The sequence below is a fragment of the Streptomyces sp. WM6386 genome (genome assembly GCF_000972385.1).
In the GTDB taxonomy this organism is placed as follows: Bacteria; Actinomycetota; Actinomycetes; order Streptomycetales; family Streptomycetaceae; genus Streptomyces.
This window is the reverse complement of record NZ_JXTE01000117.1, coordinates 1-16,388: the sequence shown is the minus strand read 5'-3', so window position 1 is coordinate 16,388 and position 16,388 is coordinate 1. Positions and strand designations below refer to the sequence as shown.

The following is a 16,388-nucleotide window of genomic DNA, read 5'->3' as shown; positions in this document are numbered from 1 at the left end:
TTCCTCATTGGCGAGCGCGGCGGCCTCCTTGACGGCGGCGAGGGCGTCAAGGAGGTGGGGGTAGGCGGAGATGGGAGTGCCGGTGATGGCGAAGTTCTCGGTGGCGCGGAGGGTGTGCACACCCCAGTAGACGTCGGCGGGGACGTCCCGGTCGCCGAGCAGGTCGTGTTCGCTGCGGGTGACTGCGGCGGTCATGGCGGTGCGGACCTTCTCTTGGAGCGGACGTTCTCGGACGAGGGTGTACATGAGGTCAGTTGCCGGTGGAACCGCGAGAGCAGATCGAGCGCGCGGCCGCCCCGCAGTCAACGAGTTCGTCGGCGGCAGTAGCAATGGATATGTGGACGCCCGTGAAGCCGTCCTTGGTCAGCCGACGCCGCACGGCCCGCCGCGCCCTCGATGTTGCTGACGCGGCGAGGCCGTTGCAGGAGACGGGGAACAGCGGCGCGCCGCGGTCACCGGGTCACCACAGCGAATGAGTCTCAGGGGGTACCCGAGCCCGGAACTGCGGGGGCTTACCGCCACCCCTTCCCCGTAGGCCCCGCAGTACCACCGCCCCGTCGACTCAGCGCAGCTTGTCCTTGGCCTTGTAGTAGGCGCCGCCGAACGGGAGGAACCAGGGGGTGCCGTTGTAGAAGGGGACGGGGACCTTGGGGAAGCCGAGGCCGCGCAGGGGGTTGGCCTCCGGCTTGCCGTCCATCATCTCGGCGACGGCGCGGCCCATGTAGGTGGCCATCTGGACGCCATGGCCGCAGTAACCCATGGAGTAGTACAGGCCCTTGGCCCCATCGGCCTCACCCGCATGCGGGAGACGGTCCCAGGAGAAGCCGACCATCCCGCCCCAGACGTAGTCGATCCGAACGTCGGCCAACTGCGGGAAGATCTCCGTCATCTCCCGCTTGAGGACGTCCCCGCTTTTGACGTCGGAGGCCGGGTTGGACGGCGCAAATCGGGCCCGGCCGCCGAAGGCGAGTCGGTTGTCGGGGGTGAGCCGGAGGTAGTGGCCGATGTTCTTGGAGTCGACCACCAGGCGGGCGTTGGGGATCAGTTCGCGGGCGCGCCCCTCCCCCAGCGGTTCGGTGACGATGATGAAGCTGCCGACGTTGATCAACCGCTTGCGGAACCAGGGCAGCGCCTTGTCGGTGTAGGCGTCGGTCGCGGCCATGACCTGCTTGGCGCGGATCGTGCCGTGCAGGGTCTCCACGAGGAAGCCGCCGTCGGGCAGGCGGGTGAGGCCGGTGGCGGCGTTGCGTTCGTGGATCTCCGCGCCGGCGCGTTCGGCGGCCTCGGCCAGGCCGTGGACGTACTTGCCGACGTGCAGGGCGGCGCTGAGCGGGTCGAGCAGGGCGCCGTGGTAGTAGTCCGAGCCCAGTTCCGCCTTCAGCTCGCCGCGGGTCAGGAGCTGGGTCTCGTGGTCGAAGTTGTCGGCCAGGTCGCGCTGGGTGGCCTTCATCGACTCGAAGTGCTGGGGCTTGAAGGCGACCCCGAGGCGTCCGGAGCGGTTGAAGTCGCAGTCGATCTTCTCCGTGTGGGTGAGTTCCTCGACGACGTCGACGGCCTCGCGGAAGGCGTCGTACAGCTCGCGGGCGCGCTCCTGGCCGTAGCGCTTGCGGGCCTCGCCGACACCGATGGTGAGGCCCTGGGTGCACATGCTGCCGTTGCGCCCTGAGGCGCCCGAACCGACCTTGTCCTTCTCGACGAGGACAGTCCGGGCACCCTTGCGGGCGGTGTGGTAGGCGGTGGACAGGCCGGTGAGGCCGCCGCCGATGACCACCACGTCCGCCTCGTCGGGCAGGTCCTTTCCGGACCGGTCGGGCAGGGCGGGGGCGGTGTCGAGCCAGTAAGGGATCTGCTTCATGGCGTGCGTCCTCTGTGTTCTCTGTCCTGTGTCGCCGTGTGGCCGTGTTGTCAGCAGCCGAGCAGCTTCGGCAGGCCCGACAGGTCGGTCAGCTCGTCGTAGGGCTGGTAGTCGGCGCTGCCGGGGCGGCCGAAGCGGTTGATCCACACACGGCGCTTCAGGCCGAGGTCACGGGTCGGGATGTGGTCGTACTCCCAGCCCTGCGCGGTATGGATGACCTGGGACGGCTCGACACCCATCGTCTTGAAGGCGTGCTCGAAGGTCTGCCGGTCCGGCTTGTACGCCCCTGCCTGCTCGGCCGTGACGACGTAATCGAACTCGACGCCGATGTTCTCGACGTTGCGCGCGATCAGGTTGTCATCGCTGTTGGTGATGATGGCGATCTCGTACTTGGTCTTCAGCGCGCGCAGGGCGTCCGGGACCTCCGGGAAGGGACCGAACGTGGGGACGGCCTCGACGAGGGCGTCACCGTCGGATGTGCGGTACTCCAGGCCGTGCAGGCGCATCGCCATCTGCAGGCTGGAGTGCAGGATCTCGTGGTAGGGGCGGTAGGCCTCCAGGACGGCCTGGAAGCGCATGACGCGGAAGTCGTCGAGGAACTCGTCGACGTCCAGGTTGTCCAGGTCCAGCCGGTCGGAGAGGACCTTGAGGGTGGTGGGGCCGAGCTGGAAGTCGACCAGGGTGCCGTAGGCGTCGAAGGTGACGATCTCTCGCATGGTGTTCAACCTCGGTTTCCGGTTCTTACAGGGGAGGGGGAGGGTCAGACGATCCGCTCGCCGGGGGTGACGATCGCGTCGAGTGCGGCCAGGTCGGCCAGTTCGGGGATCCAGTCGGCCGCCGCCGCGTTGGCGGTGACCTGTCCGGCGTTCATGGCGCCGCAGATCACCGAGCCGACGGCGGGCAGGGCAGCCAGTCCGCCCACGGCGACCTGGAGGAGGGTCAGGCCGCGGTCGGCGCCGTACGCGGTGAGCGCCTCGACCCGGTCCAGGGCGGCGTCGGTGAGCCAGCCCTGCCGCCAGGACAGGCGGCTGCCGGGCGGGGGCTGCTCGCCACGCCGGTACTTGCCACTGAGCAGCCCGTTGGCCAGCGGGTAGTACGGCAGGAGACCGAGGCCGTGACGCAGGCAGGCCGGTATCAGGTCCTGCTCCACCCTGCGGTCGAGCAGGTGATAGCGGGCCTGGGTGCTCACGAAGGCATCGCTCAGATCCTCGGCCGGGAGGGCGGAGCAGCCTATGTACCCGATCTTGCCCTCGTCGACGAGTTCGCGCAGGGCTGCGATCGTCTCGTCGAGCGGAGTGACGCCGTCCGGCTCGTGGTACTGGTACAGGTCGAGGCGGTCGGTGCCGAGGCGGCGCAGCGAGCTCTCCACGGCGTGGCGGATGTAGGGGCGAGTACCGCGTCGGCCGTACCGGTCGGCGTCCGAGCCCATCTCCATGCCGAACTTCGTGGCCAGAACGACGTCGTCGCGGTGGCCCTTGAGTGCGGCGCCGAGCAGCCGTTCGCCGTCACCGCGCGCGCCTCCGGCCTCGCCGAACCCGCCGTACATGTCGGCCGTGTCGAACAAGGTGATCCCGGCGTCCAGCGCCGCGTGGACGACGGCCTTCGTCCCGTCCTCGTCGAGACGGGAGCCGAAGTTGTTGCCGCCGAGGCCCACCACGGAGACGGCCGGCCCGCGTTCTCCGAGCGTGCGATACCTCATGACCGGCTCCCGAAGCCGATGCAGACGTTCTTGGTCTGCGTGTAGCTGTCGAGGGCTTGGAGGCCCTTCTCCCGGCCCCAGCCGCTGTGCTTGTAGCCGCCGAAGGGCAGCTCGACGCCGGTGCCGACGCCGGTGGCGTTGACGGAGACCTGGCCGGCGCGGATGCCCTCCGCGAGGCGCATCGCCTTGTCGATGTCGCGGGTCCAAACGTAGGAGGAGAGGCCGTACGGGCTGTCGTTGGCGATGTCCAGGGCCTGGTCGGCGTCGTCGAAGTCGATGACGGTGACGACGGGTCCGAAAATCTCCTCGCGGGCGCAACGGGCCTGGTTGGTCAGGCCGGTGAGGACGGTCGGTTCGATGTAGTAGCCGTCGGCCAGGGCGGGGTCGGACGGCGCGCCGCCACCGACGCGCACTGTGGCGCCCTCCTGCCGGGCCAGGTCGAGATAGCCCAGCACCCGGTCGCGCTGCCGGGCCGCGACCAGCGGGCCGATGTCCGGGTCGGACAGGCCGGGGCCGACGCGCAGGGTGGCGATCTTCTCCACCAGCCGGTCCAGGAACTCATCCGCGCCACGCTGAAGAAGCAGGCGCGTCCCGGCCGAGCACATCTGTCCCGCGTTGCTGAACGAGGCGCCCAGGATCGCCTTCAGGGCCAGGTCGAAGTCGGCGTCGGCGAAGACGACGAACGGCGACTTGCCGCCCAGCTCGGTGACCGACGGCACCACGTTGGCGGCCGCGGCCTGCGCGACCTTGATGCCGGTAGGAACCGAGCCGGTGAAGGTGACCTGGTCGATGCCCGGGTGTCCGGCGAGGGCCGCTCCCGTCTCGCCGTCGCCGGGGACGACGTTGAGGACACCCGGCGGAAGCCCGCACTCCAGAGCGATCCTGCCGATCTCCAGCGGGGTCAGCGGCGCCTCGGGAGAGGGCTTGAGCACCACCGTGCAGCCCGCGGCCAGCGCCGGGGCCGAGCCTCTCGCGGTGTTCTGCAGCGGGTAGTTGAACGGGATGATCTGGCCGGAGACACCGATCGGCTCCCGCACGGTGTAGTCGAGCAGCCCCGGGCCCAGCGGGATCGTGGAACCGCCGAGCTTGTCGGCGAAGCCCGCGTAGAACTCGAAGTAGCGGGCGGCGGCCTCGACGTCGGCCTTCGCCTGGCTGAGCGGCTTGCCGGTGTCCTGGCTCTCCAGCCGCGCCAGCCGTTCGCCCTGGTAGCGAATGGCCTCGGCGATCCGGTACAGGAGCCGGCCACGGTCGGCTGCCCGCATCCGGGCCCATTCGGGCGCCGTGAACGCTGCCCTGGCCGCGGCCACGGCCTGGTCCACGTCCGCGCGGCCGGCCAGCGCCACCGTGGTGATGGCCGTGCCGTCGGACGGGTCGAGGACGGTGAAGGTGCGGCCGTCGGCGGCGGACACCTGCTTGCCGTCGACGAGGAGCAACTGGGTGTCGCCGCTCATGGCCGGATCTCCCCCAGCACCTCGCCGAAGATGACGACCTCGTCGCCCGGACGGACGGTCCGGATCCGGCGCACCCACAGCACGATGCCGTCCTGCGGGGCGATCACCTCTTCCAGTGTGTTGCCGTAGTGGTCGACGATGTGGGCGATCAGGTCGCCCTCCTTGCAGGTCTCCCCCGGCTCGGCGTGTCCGAGGAAGAAGCCGCCGGACGCGGAACGGGCGAAGGTGCCGGAGGTGGCGGTGTAGCTGTCGCGCAGCTTCGCCTCGCCGTCGATCATCTTCAGCTGCCGCATGATGTTGTGGATCGAGTCGACGTGCAGCTCGACGTTCGACTCCCGGTAGGTGCCGCCACCGGCCTCGATGGTGATGGCGGGCTTGCCCGCCGCGAGGGTGGGGTGGCGGACGGTGCCGCCCCACTTGCCGCCCTTCCAGACCAGCTCGTGACCGGCCGCGAGGGCCAGGTCCGTGGCGAGCTCCTCGTAGCCGCCCTGGAGGATGACGAGCGGGGCGATCTCGCCGAAGGTGCCGCCGGTGTGCAGGTCGACGAGCGCGTCGATGGCGGGGACGACCTGCTCGACGAAGGTGGCGGCCAGCCGCAGGGAGTACGAGCCGTCCGCGTCACCCGGGAAGATCCGGTTGAGGTTCAGGTAGTCAAGGCCGCTGGTGCGGGCGGCTGCCTCGAAGGCGGGGGTGTTCATGCAGGGGATGCCGACGAGGGTGCCGCGCAGGGTGGCCGGGTCGATGTCGGCGAGGACGCGGCGGATGGCCTCCTGGCCGTCGTACTCGTCGCCGTGCACACCCGCGTCCACGCACAGCACGGGACCGTCCTGGGCGCCGTTGACGACGATGAGCGGGATGCCCAGCTCGACGCCGTAGCTGCTGGTGCCGACCGGGATGAGGCCCTCGGCGCGTTCGCCGGGGGAAACGGTCAGCGGACCGATGGAGTACATGTCGTTCCTTTCGAAAACGGGTGGGGTCACAGGCGGGCGGACGCCTCGACGAGGGTGTCGGCGAGGATGTCGGCGATCCGGTCGAGGAGTGGGCGGTCGCTGATCAGCGGCGGCGCGATCTGGACCAGCGGCGCCGACCGGTTGTAGACGCGGGCCAGGAGACCGGCCTCGCGCAGGCGACGCGGGATCAGGTCGACGACCAGGTCCTGCCGGGCGCGGTCGCTGAAGCCGCCACCTTCGAGATCTCCGACGAGTTCGCAGGCGTAGAAGAATCCGGCGCCGCGGACGTCGCCGACGATGGGCAGGTCGGCGAGGGACGCCATCCGTCCCGCGAGGTGGTCCTGGAGCCCTCGGACGTTGTCCAGGATCCGGTCCCGTTCCATGATCTCCAGGCTGCGCAGCGCGATTGCCGCGCTGAGCGGGTGGCCGGCGAAGGTGTAGCCGTGGTTGAGGACCGCACCGGGCCGGTTGATGACCTCGACCACGCGACCGCTGACCAGGGTCGCCCCCATGGGGGCGTATCCGGCGGTGATGCCCTTGGCGACGGTGACCATGTCCGGACGGGCGCCGTAGCGGTCTCCGCCGAACCACTCCCCCAGCCGTCCGAAGGCGGTGATCACCTCGTCGGCGACCAGCAGGAAGCCGAACCGGTCGGCGAGCGCCCTCAGTCCCTCCCAGTAGCCCACCGGAGGTGTGATGCACCCGCCCCGGTTCTGCACCGGTTCGGCGATCAGCATGGCGATGGTCTGCGGGCCCTCGGCCAGGATCTCGGCCTCCAGCTCGGCGAGCAGGTGCGCGGTGTACGCCCTGTCGTCGGTGAACCCGGGGGCCAGGCCGAAGCGGTTGGTGTTGGACACGAACCGGGTGTCGATGGCCGGCGGCCCGTACGGATCCGTCAGGCCGGGGTCGTCGGTGAGGGAGAGGGCGCCGACGGTCAGGCCGTGGTAGGCGCCGCGCCGGGCGATCGCCTTGACCCGGCCCGGTTCGCCGCGCAGGGAGTGGTAGCGGCGGGCCATCTTCCAGGCGGTCTCGACTGCTTCGGCGCCGCCGCCGGAGAAGAAGGTGTGCTCGATGTCGACGGGGGCTATCAGGGACAGGCGTTCGGCGAGCTCGATGGCCGTCGGGTGCGCGGAGGAGGACCACAGCGGGCTGAAGCACAGCTCGCGCAGCTGCTTGTCCGCCGCCTCGGCGAACTCGGGACCGTAGGAGTAGCCGAGTTGGCAGCAGTACAGGCCGGAGAGGCCGTCGATGTAGCGCCTGCCGTCGGCGTCGACCACGTACGGCCCTTCGCCGCGCCGGACGACGAAGAGGTTCTCTCCCTCGGGGCCCAGCGAGCCGTTGGGGGTCATGTTCAGCAGCAGGTGTCTGGCCGCCGTGGCGGACAGTTCACCGGCCGGGGTGCGGGTGCGGGTGCTCGTGCTCATGATGCGGTCTCACTTCCGGCGGCAAGGCCTACAGCGGGCTCCGTGGGCAGCAGGCCGCCCTGTTTGCCCAAGCCGCTGAGCTTGCGCACCACGCCGACCAGGCCGAGAGCCACGACGGCGACCGCGATGAGGATCGCGCTGACGGCCGTCACCGACGGGTCGACGTTGTACTGGAGGACGTTGAACACCTGGACCGGCAGGGTCACGGTGTCCACGGAGGACAGGAACTGCGAGATGAAGAACTCGTCGAAGCTGGTGATGAAGGCGAAGATGCCGGCGGCGACCATTCCGGGCATGGCCAACGGCAGGGTGATCCTGCGCCAGACGGTCAGCCGGCCGGCGCCCATGCTGGCGGCCGCGTCCTCCAGCCGTTCGTCGATGCCCTTGAGCGTGGCCATGAGGATCATCACCGCGATCGGTGAGGCGAGCACGGTGTGACCGAGGGCGATGGCGACCGGGCTGCCGAGCATCGAGGCCGGCTCGAAGAGCAGGAACAGGCCGAGAGCGATGACCACTTGGGGGATCACCAGTGGAGCGAGGACCAGACCGTAGACCGCCGTGCGCAGCGGCAGTTCGCTGCGGACCAGCGCGGTGGCCGCGGTCATGCCGAGGATGAGCGAGAAGACCGTGGTCATGGCGGCGATCAGTGCGCTCAGGGAGAGCGCGGCCGGCCACTTGCTGCCCTCGACGAAGAGCTGCTTGTACCAGCCGAACGTCCAGGCGGCCGGCGGGAAGTTGCCGAAGGCGTCCTTGCCGAAGGAAGTGACGACGATGACGATGATCGGCAGGGCCAGGAACACCAGGATCAGGGTCGCCAGCACGGCCAGGGTGATGCGGCCGGCCAGGGTGGAGCGGAGCTCGATCATGACGCCGTACCCCGGTTCCGAAGGGCATCGCCGGCCGACTTCAGCAGCCTGAGCAGCAGTAGTCCGGCGAAGGTGAGGAGCAGCAGGATGATGCCGAGTGCGGAGGCGCCGTTCCACTGGTTCTGCTTCATGACCTGCTCGTCGATGAGCGAGGCGACCATCGTCTGCTTCTCGCCGCCCATCAGGGCGGGGGTGAGGTAGTAGCCGAGGCACAGGATGAAGGACAGGACGCCCGCGTTGACCAGGCCGGGGGCCACCAGGGGGACGTAGACGCGACGGAAGATGGTGATCCGGCCGGCGCCCATGCTGGCCGCCGCGGCGAGCAGCCGGCGGTCGATGCCCTTCATCACGGCGTAGAGCAGCAGGACCGTGTAGGGGAGCATCACGGCGGTGGTGCCGATGACGACGCCGATCTCGTTGTAGAGCAACTCGAAGGGCGCGCCCGGGAAGTGAAGGTCCGTCAGGGTGTTGTTCACGACGCCGTTGTCACCGAGCAGGATGATCCAGCCGTAGGTGCGCACCAGCGCGCTGATGAAGTGCGGCACGACCACGACGATCATCGCCAGGCCGGCCCACAGTGGCTTGAGCCGGGAGATCGCGGAGGCCAGCGTGAAGCCGACGACCAGGGCGAGCAGGGAGGTCTCGGCCGAGATCCGCAGGGTGGTGAGCAGGATCTCCAGGTTGGCGCCGGCGAATGCGTCGGCGTACCAGTGCAGGGTGAAGGCGCCGTTGTCGCCCTTGAGGCTCAGCATCAGGGTGCTGAAGATCGGATAGACGAAGAGGATCAGGAGGTAGACGACGACGGGGGTGGCGTTGAGCAGTCCGAAGCGGGTGCGCCGGTCGGACAGCGAAACGCGGGTGCGTCGCTTCTTGTGGGGCACAGGGGCGATGGAGCTCGGTGCGGGAGCCAGCACGGCCATGGTTGTCATCCCCCGCTTTCCGGGTCGGGGAGCACGTCGGGGAAGACACTGACGTTGGCGGGGTCCGCGGTCAGGCCGACGTTTTCGCCGAGTGCGGGAGCGCGTCCGGCGGGCAGCTCCAGGCGTACGAGTTCGGTGGCCGCGCCGCCGACGGGGCGGACGGTGACACGGACGAGAGTGCCGACGTAGGTGACCGTCTCGACGGTCCCCGTACAGAACCCGTCGCCCGGCGGACACAGTGCGAGCCGGCCCGGTTGGACCGCGGCCCGTACCCGTGCGCCGTCCGGGGCGGCCTGCGGGCGGGCCGTGATCAGACCGCCGGTGTCCAGCCGCACGAGGGTGCGTTCCGCCGACTGCTCCTCCAGGCGGCCCGGGAGGAAGTTGGCGGCGCCGAGGAAGTCGGCGACGAACGGGGTGCGGGGGCGCTCGAAGAGCTCCTGCGGGGTGTCGAACTGGTCGATCAGCCCGTCCCGCATGACCGCGATGCGGTCGGAGAGGACAAGGGCCTCCTCCTGGTCGTGCGTGACGTAGATGACGGTCAGGCCGAGTTCCTGCTGGATGCGCTTGATCTCGGTCTGGAGCTGGTCGCGCAGCTTCTTGTCGAGGGCGCCGAGCGGTTCGTCCATGAGGATCACCGGGGGCCGGTAGACCAGTGCCCGGCACAGGGCGACGCGCTGCTGCTGACCGCCGGACAGTTCGCGCGGTCGCCTGCGCGCCATGGCCGACAGTCCGGCGATCTCCAGGGTCTCGCCGACCCGGCGGCGCAGCTCCGCCTTCGGGATGTCGCGCAGTTGCAGCGGGAAGGCGACGTTCTCCCACACCGTCATGTGCGGGAAGAGCAGGTACTGCTGGAAGACGAAGCCCAGGCCGCGCTTCTGCGGGGCCAGGCGGGTCACGTCCCGGCCGCCGACGACGATGCTGCCGGAGTCGGGCTCGCAGAACCCGGCGATCATCATCAGGGTGGTGGTCTTGCCGGAGCCGGAGGAACCCAGGAAGGTGACGAACTCGCCGGCGGCGATCTCCATGGAGACCTCGTCGACGGCGGTGACGCCGCTGTAGGTCTTGCGCAGTGCCTTCACTGACAAGGGCTTTCCGGTACCGGTCGCCGGCGTCGGCGTGGTACGTGAGGGCATCAGGTCGATGTCAGGCATGCGTCCACTCCTGCCAGCGCTTGGACACGGCGTCCTGGTTCTTGATCCACCACTCGACGTCCAGGTCGAAGCCGGACTCCAGGTGCTCGGGTGAGCTGGCCAGGTTGGCGGCGGTGGTGGTGGAGAGCTTCTTGTAGGCGGCCGGCACCGACGGGGCCATGGGATAGATCTCGGCGTATGCCGCCTGCACCTCGGGCCGCAGCGAGAAGTCGATGAGCCGGTAGGCGGCGTCGAGGTTGGAGGCGCCCTTGGGGATGCCCCACGCGTTGCTCTGTCGGCGGGCGCCGTTCCACTGGTAGGCGAGCGGGGCGCCGCCCTTGATCAGCGCGTCGAGGCGGCCGTGCCACACGCTGGAGGCGACGACCTCCTTGCGTCCCAGCAGCACGCCGGGCAGCGCGCCGGTGTCCCAGAACTTCCGGACGGAGCCCTTGATCTCGTCGAGGACCCTGAAGGCCCGGTCCACGTCGAGCGGGTAGAGCTGGTCCGGCGCCACGCCGTCGGCGAGGAGGGCGAACTCCAGCTCGGGGTAATCGGCGTCGAGCGCCTGGAGGGCACGGTTGCCCTTGAACGACCCGGTGTCCCAGAAGTCGGCCCAGGAGGAAGGTTTCTTCCCCCCAAATGCGTCTGTTCGGTACGCCATCACGCTGGCCCAGTAGTTCTTGCCGACCGCGTTGGAGGTCACGAGGGACTTGGCGATGCCGGCGTTCTTGAAGTTCTTCAGCCGGTCGAAGTCGAGTGCCTCGGTGGCGTCCTCCTTCTTGAAGAGGATGTAGTCGGCCATCGAGTCGTCGATCACGTCGAACTGCGGGCGCCCCTGCTTGATCTGGGCGAGCATCTGCGCGTAGGCGATGTTGACCACCTTGACCTGGATGCCGGTCTCCTTGGTGAACGGCTCGTAGATCGCCTTCTGGTTGGCCTCGCCGTAGGTGCCGCCGCTGTCGCGGACGACGAGCGTCTTGGAGCTCTTGCCGCCGCTGCCGACGGATCGGCTGGTGCCGGTGCCGCAGGCGGTAAGGGATGTGGCGGCGATGCCTGCGGCGACGCCGCCGACTCCGCGAAGGAACACTCTGCGGTCTATCCGAACATCTTTCACCGGGGACTCCTGAGGGTGCGGTACGAGGGGAGAAAGGAGGGGATGTACGCGGGGGGTGCGGTGCGGTTCTTGCCGGTGCGGGGGGCTTTGGGGTGATGGTTCAGCGGCCGGGATCCCGCGGCGCGGGGGCGGCGATGGCGGCCAGTTCGGCGCCGGGGGCGACGGTCAGGCCGCGCATGCCGTAGAAGATCCGCCCGGCGGCCGGGGCGTGGACCTTGTGCTCGGTGCCGTCGGCCGGGTCGATGACCCGGCCGAGGAGCCGGCCCTCCGTCACGTCGTCGCCGACGCCGAACTCCGGGTACCACAGGCCCGTCGCCTCGGAGACGACGCCGGCGGCCCAGATCCAGGCGCGGACGGCCGGGTCGTCCTGGGGCTTGGTCTCCAGGACGCCGAGCCGGCCCAGTACCCCGTACAGACCGTCGACGAGACGACGGGCGGTGTCCGCGTCGCGTTCGCCGAGCTGGCCGGTCTCCACAAGGATCGCCGGGACGCCCTGGCGGGCGGCGGCCGCGTGACTGTTGCCGCCGTCGGCGTTCAGTCCGAAGATGACGTCCTCGATGCCGAGGGCGCCGGCCATGTCCGCGGTCTTCGCGTCCAGTTCCGGGTCCCCGGTGAGGCGGTAGCCGACGAAGTTCTTCAGGACCTCGTCGATGCCGCCGGAGTGCAGGTCGACGTAGGCGTCGGCGCCGTCCACCAGGTTGGCGAACAGCCACGCCGCGAGACGTTCGGTGGGGCCGCCCTCCGGGTCGCCCGGGAAGACGCGGTTGATGTTGACACCGTCGACCGGGGAGACGCCGAGGCGTCCCTCGTAGACGGCCGGGGGGTTGGCGACGGGGCAGATGACGACCTGGCCGTGCACCTCGCCGGGCTCCAGCAGGGCGGCGAGCCGGGTGGCCGCGTCGATGCCGCTGAACTCGCCGCCATGCACACCGGCGGTGACGAGGACGCGGGGCCCGGGGTTGGTGCCGTTGACGAGGGTGAGCGGGACGTCGACGGTGAGCGTGCCGAGGTCTACGGGCAGGGTGCCGCGGGTCTTGCTGCCGGGCTCGGCGCGGAGCGTGCCGACGAGGAGGGGCGTGTTCGTGGTCATCGTCGTTACGCTTCCGTCCGCTCGAGGGTCGAGATGAAGTCGATGGGCTGCGGTGAGGCGCCGTCGAGCGCAAGGTCGGCCGCGATGTCGCCGAAGGCGGGCGAGAGCTTGAAACCGTGACCGGAGAACCCGGCAAGAAGGACAATATGCTCATTCCCCTGCCCGCCGGGCAGCGGTCCGACCAGCGGACGGCTGCTCTCGGTGTAGCCCTCCATGTAGACGGAGAGCCGGGTCGGGTCGGGGTTCAGATCCGGCATGTACCGGCCGATGAGCTCGGTGAAGATCTCCAGCTCCTCCGGCTGCACGGTCCGGTCCAGCTGATTGGGGTCGCCGGCCGGGCGGTGCAGGGCGCGGGACAGGCCGAGCTTGACGGAGATGCCGTCCGGGGAGGGCAGGCCGTAGCAGTGGGTGGGCGCCGTGCGGATGAAGGCCGGGCGCTCCTCCCCGAACCAGGAGTCCGTGGTGGGCACGTACCAGGCGCTGATCAGCCGGCGGATGTCCACTTCCCACGGCAGGTCCGGGAGCAGGTCGTTCACCCACGGGCCGGGGCTGACGACGGCCGCGTCGAAGCGCTCGCTGCCGTCGTCGGTGCGGACCTCCACTCCGTTGCCGCTGGGCACGATCTCGCGGACCGTGGTGTAGCGGTGGATGCGGGCCCCGAGTTCCTCCGCGCGCCGGGCGGCGGTCTGGATCGTCAGCTCTGGGCGGATGAAGCCGGCGCGGCGGTCGAGTACGGCCGCGTCGCCGTCCTCGATGCGGAACTGCGGGAAGCGCTTGGCGAGCGCCTCGACGTCGAGCACCTCGTGGTCGAGCCCGTGCTCGGCGATGGACTGCAGGACGGTGGCCATCTGGTGGTGCTCGGTCGGCCCCATCAGCAAGCATCCGGTCAGGCGCCGCAGCTCACGGCCGGTGTCCTGCTGGAGCTGCTCCCACAGGGCGTCGGCGTGCTGGAGCAGCGGGACGTACCGCGAGTCCTCGAAGTGCGCGCTGCGGAAGATCCGAGTCTCGCCGCCGGCGGCGCTGCGGTCGTGGCCCGGGGCGAAGCGGTCGTACCCGACGACCTCGGCTCCGCGGGCGGCCAGTCGCCAGGCGGCCTGGCTGCCCATCGTTCCGACGCCTACGACGGCGACGCGCTTCTTGGCAGACACAAGGGGTTCCTTTCGTCTCCCGGGGCGTGGATGCTGAACGCCCGGTTTCGGACTCTTGGGTTCCGGATGGACCGCGGCGCCGGGTCGATGACCACGTCTGCACTGTCCGGGGAAGGGGACTTCGTCATTGCCCCTGCTAGCCCGTGCCACATTGTGGAACGATGTGCTAGGATCTGGCACGAGAATGTCAGCCGCTCCCGAGGGAGTCAAGAGGGTGTCGACCAGATATTTCGAGGATTAACAGGGGGAAACCGGATGGAAATGAAGAGCGTGATCAGGTCTCTGCGCGTCCTGGAAGCGGTCGCGCAGCACCAGCCTGTGACCGTCGGCGAACTGACCAAGATCTTCGGGCTGCCCAAGTCGACCGTGCAGCGCACCCTGGTCACCCTGGCCGAAGCCGGCTGGCTGCGCGCCAACCGCAAGGACACCACCCGCTTGGGAGATCGGCGCACGCGTCCTCGCCGTACGCCCCGCCGCCCTCCAGGGATCCAGCCTCTACGCCGCCGCACGCGACCCCATGGTCCGCCTCCGCGACACGGTCAACGAGACCATCCACCTCTCCGTACCGGACGCGTTGCAGTGCATGGTGGTGGTCGACCGTGTGGACTGTGACCAGGCGGTACGGACGTTCATCAACATCGGCGACACCTCGCCGCTGCATGCCACCGCCACCGGGCGGGCGATCCTCGCGCACCTGCCGAGGGCGGACGTCGAGGAACTCGTCGCGCGTGGACTGGAGCGCTTCAACGACTCCACGCCGACCGATGCCGCCGGACTGCGGGCGGAGCTGGACCGTGTGCGGGGGGACGGTTACTCGGTGAATCTCAACCAGTACCGGCCGGACGTGTGCGGGGTGGCCGCGGCCATCCTGGACACGGACGGCACGCCGCTCGCGGCGGTGGCCGTTTCGATGCCCGCTTCCCGGTACGAGCCGGACCGGTTGCCCAAGTGGGGCCGTCTCGTCGCTGACACGGCGACGGAAATCGCGGCGCGCCGCCTGGGCGGCTGAGAAGGGACGGCTGCCTGGCCCCGGCACGCGGCCGGGCAGCCGCGCAGGCGGAGCGACCCGCCGGGCGGCGAACCATCAGTCGACCCGGAGGTCAGCGGAGCCCGCGCGCCGAGTACTCCTTCTGGACCACCTCTGAGAGCGCCGCGACGAAGCGGTCGAGCTCGTCCTTGCGCATGTAGATGTGCGGTGACACGCGGAGCCCCCGCAGATGCCGTACCTCGCGGTATTTCGTATGGACCTGGTGGGCCTCTCTCAGCTCCCGCTCCACGGCCCTGTTGTCGAGGTGGTCGATCGAGAACAGGGTGACGGCGCCCAGGTTCTCGGTGTCCAGCGGCGTATGCAGCCGGAATCCGGGGATGTCCCGGGCGAGATCCACCCAGTAGCGGGTCAACTCCTGCAGCCGCTGATGAATCCTCTGGACGCCGATCTCCCGGTGCAGCCGGGCGGCCGGCGCGATCCCCGCTTGAAGGGCCGAGTTGTAGGTGCCGAGGTTCCAGTGGTCGAACTTGTCGACGCGCAGCGGCGGCGGGTCGAAGGGGGCAAGCAGGGGCCAGGTGTCGTCGATCCGGTCCTGCCTGACCACGAGCATGCCGTTGCCCACCGGCGCGCCCATCCATTTGTGCAGGCTGGTCACGTAGTAGTCGCAGCCGATCTCGCGGAAGCTGACCGGCTGCTGCGCGAAGATCTGAGCACCGTCGACGACCGTGAGGGTGCCGTTCTCCCTGGCCAGGCGGCACAGCCGCACGGCCGGCACGACCCGCCCCGTCCAGTGGTACATGTGGGTCAGCTGCAGCACCCGCGTATGTGGGGTGAGGACTGCGGTGTACGCCGCCACGACGTCGTCGTCGCTGTCCATCAGATCGAAGTCGGCCGTCACCACCTCGATCCCCTCGCGTTCCTGCCTCTGCCGCCAGGCGGCGAGCACGCTCGGGTAGTCCCACGCCGACACCACCACCTGGTCGCCCGCCGACATCGGAATCCCGAAGATCGCCGTGCACAGTCCTTCGGTGGAATTGCGGTTGAGCGCGATCTCGTCCGGCTCGCAGTCGATCAGCTGCGCCAACTGTGCCTTGACGTCGGGGAGCGCGGGATCGAGCTTCTGCCACATATTGACGTCGGGATTCCTGCTGACCAGCCGGTAGGCGTCGATCGTCGCCTGCTCCACGGCCAACGGCGGCGGGCTCACGGCCGCGTTGTTCAGGTTCAGCAACGGCCGCTGCTCCGGGTAGGTCGCACGGACGCGTTCCCAGAAGTCGTCACCAGCGGTATCAGTGCTGCCCACGAGGGCACCTCCATGGCCTTGAACATTGTGACAGGGCCGCCGTGGAAGCCGCAGCCCCGCGCGATGCGCGAGACGGCGCGGTCAGGGCGCGACCCTCGTTATGCCACATAGTGGCATGCTATGCTGAAATCTGGCACGAGACTGACAGCCACCCGGGAGGGAGTCAAGAGGGTGTCGTCCGAAAATTTCGAGGACCAACGGGGGGAAGCCAGATGGAAATGAAGAGCGTGACCAGGTCGTTGCGCATGCTGGAGGCGGTCGCCCAACATCAACCGGTGACCGTGGGGGAACTCACCAAGCTGTTCGGGCTGCCCAAGTCGACCGTGCAGCGCACCCTGGTCACCCTGGCCCAAGCCGGCTGGCTGCGCGCCAACCGCAAGGACACCACCCGCTGGGAGATCGGCGCACGCGTCCTCGCCGTACGCCCCGCCGCCCTCCAGGGATCCAGCC

At 69.5% G+C, this 16,388-nt stretch carries 16 protein-coding genes and 1 pseudogene; 3 read left to right on the top strand and 14 right to left on the bottom strand.

Annotation, left to right across the window (positions count from 1 at the left end):
* The 13 genes and pseudogenes from aspA to solA form a co-directional block, all read right to left on the bottom strand.
* Positions 1–195, bottom strand: a pseudogene (aspA, locus tag TN53_RS39080) (aspartate ammonia-lyase); the annotation flags it as partial.
* Positions 196–562: 367 nt separating this feature from the next.
* Complete coding sequence (locus TN53_RS39075; protein WP_046263599.1) at positions 563–1,855, bottom strand: NAD(P)/FAD-dependent oxidoreductase; 1,293 nt, start codon at positions 1,853–1,855, stop codon at positions 563–565.
* A gap of 50 nt (positions 1,856–1,905) precedes the next feature.
* Complete coding sequence (locus TN53_RS39070; RefSeq protein WP_046263602.1) at positions 1,906–2,571, bottom strand: haloacid dehalogenase type II; 666 nt, start codon at positions 2,569–2,571, stop codon at positions 1,906–1,908.
* A 44-nt stretch (positions 2,572–2,615) separates the two neighbouring features.
* Positions 2,616–3,554: an aldo/keto reductase gene (locus tag TN53_RS39065; RefSeq protein WP_046263598.1), complete on the bottom strand. Its 939-nt coding sequence runs from the start codon at positions 3,552–3,554 to the stop codon at positions 2,616–2,618.
* Entirely contained in the window at positions 3,551–5,005 is a 1,455-nt protein-coding gene (locus TN53_RS39060; protein ID WP_046263597.1) for an aldehyde dehydrogenase family protein, read from the bottom strand. Before TN53_RS39060 ends, TN53_RS39065 begins: the two co-directional genes overlap by 4 nt.
* Positions 5,002–5,955: a succinylglutamate desuccinylase/aspartoacylase family protein gene (locus TN53_RS39055; RefSeq protein WP_046263596.1), complete on the bottom strand. Its 954-nt coding sequence runs from the start codon at positions 5,953–5,955 to the stop codon at positions 5,002–5,004. Before TN53_RS39055 ends, TN53_RS39060 begins: the two co-directional genes overlap by 4 nt.
* Before the next feature lie 26 nt (positions 5,956–5,981).
* Positions 5,982–7,379 (bottom strand): aminotransferase class III-fold pyridoxal phosphate-dependent enzyme, encoded by a 1,398-nt coding sequence (locus tag TN53_RS39050; protein ID WP_046263595.1) that lies wholly within the window; start codon positions 7,377–7,379, stop codon positions 5,982–5,984.
* Positions 7,376–8,245 (bottom strand): ABC transporter permease, encoded by an 870-nt coding sequence (locus TN53_RS39045; protein ID WP_046263594.1) that lies wholly within the window; start codon positions 8,243–8,245, stop codon positions 7,376–7,378. The genes TN53_RS39050 and TN53_RS39045 overlap by 4 nt, the downstream gene beginning before the upstream one ends.
* Positions 8,242–9,165, bottom strand: a complete 924-nt coding sequence (locus TN53_RS39040) for an ABC transporter permease (RefSeq protein WP_046263593.1) — start codon at positions 9,163–9,165, stop codon at positions 8,242–8,244. Before TN53_RS39040 ends, TN53_RS39045 begins: the two co-directional genes overlap by 4 nt.
* 5 nt (positions 9,166–9,170) lie before the next feature.
* Positions 9,171–10,316 (bottom strand): ABC transporter ATP-binding protein, encoded by a 1,146-nt coding sequence (locus TN53_RS39035; protein WP_046263592.1) that lies wholly within the window; start codon positions 10,314–10,316, stop codon positions 9,171–9,173.
* A complete protein-coding gene (locus tag TN53_RS39030; RefSeq protein ID WP_420719159.1) occupies positions 10,309–11,382 on the bottom strand; it encodes an extracellular solute-binding protein in 1,074 nt (357 codons plus the stop codon). The genes TN53_RS39035 and TN53_RS39030 overlap by 8 nt, the downstream gene beginning before the upstream one ends.
* 127 nt (positions 11,383–11,509) lie before the next feature.
* A complete protein-coding gene (locus TN53_RS39025; protein ID WP_046263590.1) occupies positions 11,510–12,499 on the bottom strand; it encodes a succinylglutamate desuccinylase/aspartoacylase domain-containing protein in 990 nt (329 codons plus the stop codon).
* Between the two features lie 5 nt (positions 12,500–12,504).
* Entirely contained in the window at positions 12,505–13,647 is a 1,143-nt protein-coding gene (gene solA, locus TN53_RS39020; RefSeq protein WP_095046969.1) for an N-methyl-L-tryptophan oxidase, read from the bottom strand.
* Positions 13,648–13,677: 30 nt separating this feature from the next.
* Between solA and TN53_RS49405 the strand changes: the two genes are divergently transcribed.
* Together TN53_RS49405 and TN53_RS39015 are read left to right on the top strand one after the other, a co-directional pair.
* Positions 13,678–14,259, top strand: coding sequence for a helix-turn-helix domain-containing protein (locus tag TN53_RS49405; RefSeq protein ID WP_324609648.1), 582 nt, complete (start codon positions 13,678–13,680; stop codon positions 14,257–14,259).
* On the top strand, positions 14,165–14,656 hold the full coding sequence (locus TN53_RS39015) for an IclR family transcriptional regulator (RefSeq protein WP_234441804.1): 492 nt from the start codon (positions 14,165–14,167) through the stop codon (positions 14,654–14,656). The genes TN53_RS49405 and TN53_RS39015 overlap by 95 nt, the downstream gene beginning before the upstream one ends.
* Positions 14,657–14,747: 91 nt before the next feature.
* On the opposite strand, the gene TN53_RS39010 is transcribed toward TN53_RS39015, so the two are convergent.
* Complete coding sequence (locus TN53_RS39010; protein ID WP_046263589.1) at positions 14,748–15,938, bottom strand: aminotransferase class V-fold PLP-dependent enzyme; 1,191 nt, start codon at positions 15,936–15,938, stop codon at positions 14,748–14,750.
* Positions 15,939–16,156: 218 nt separating this feature from the next.
* Here TN53_RS39010 and TN53_RS39005 point away from each other — a divergent pair.
* On the top strand, positions 16,157–16,388 hold a 232-nt coding region (locus TN53_RS39005; RefSeq protein ID WP_159038247.1), incomplete at its 3' end, for a helix-turn-helix domain-containing protein.

What these genes read in the sequence shown, in the direction of transcription:
- TN53_RS39045 (WP_046263594.1), bottom strand. Translation starts at nt 8,245, where the DNA reads ATGATCGAGCTCCGCTCCACCCTGGCCGGCCGCATCACCCTGGCCGTG.
- TN53_RS39055 (WP_046263596.1), bottom strand. Translation starts at nt 5,955, where the DNA reads ATGTACTCCATCGGTCCGCTGACCGTTTCCCCCGGCGAACGCGCCGAG.
- TN53_RS49405 (WP_324609648.1), top strand. Translation starts at nt 13,678, where the DNA reads ATGCTGAACGCCCGGTTTCGGACTCTTGGGTTCCGGATGGACCGCGGC.
- TN53_RS39035 (WP_046263592.1), bottom strand. Translation starts at nt 10,316, where the DNA reads ATGCCTGACATCGACCTGATGCCCTCACGTACCACGCCGACGCCGGCG.
- TN53_RS39075 (WP_046263599.1), bottom strand. Translation starts at nt 1,855, where the DNA reads ATGAAGCAGATCCCTTACTGGCTCGACACCGCCCCCGCCCTGCCCGAC.
- TN53_RS39070 (WP_046263602.1), bottom strand. Translation starts at nt 2,571, where the DNA reads ATGCGAGAGATCGTCACCTTCGACGCCTACGGCACCCTGGTCGACTTC.
- TN53_RS39060 (WP_046263597.1), bottom strand. Translation starts at nt 5,005, where the DNA reads ATGAGCGGCGACACCCAGTTGCTCCTCGTCGACGGCAAGCAGGTGTCC.
- TN53_RS39040 (WP_046263593.1), bottom strand. Translation starts at nt 9,165, where the DNA reads ATGGCCGTGCTGGCTCCCGCACCGAGCTCCATCGCCCCTGTGCCCCAC.
- TN53_RS39025 (WP_046263590.1), bottom strand. Translation starts at nt 12,499, where the DNA reads ATGACCACGAACACGCCCCTCCTCGTCGGCACGCTCCGCGCCGAGCCC.
- TN53_RS39050 (WP_046263595.1), bottom strand. Translation starts at nt 7,379, where the DNA reads ATGAGCACGAGCACCCGCACCCGCACCCCGGCCGGTGAACTGTCCGCC.
- TN53_RS39065 (WP_046263598.1), bottom strand. Translation starts at nt 3,554, where the DNA reads ATGAGGTATCGCACGCTCGGAGAACGCGGGCCGGCCGTCTCCGTGGTG.
- TN53_RS39015 (WP_234441804.1), top strand. Translation starts at nt 14,165, where the DNA reads ATGGTCCGCCTCCGCGACACGGTCAACGAGACCATCCACCTCTCCGTA.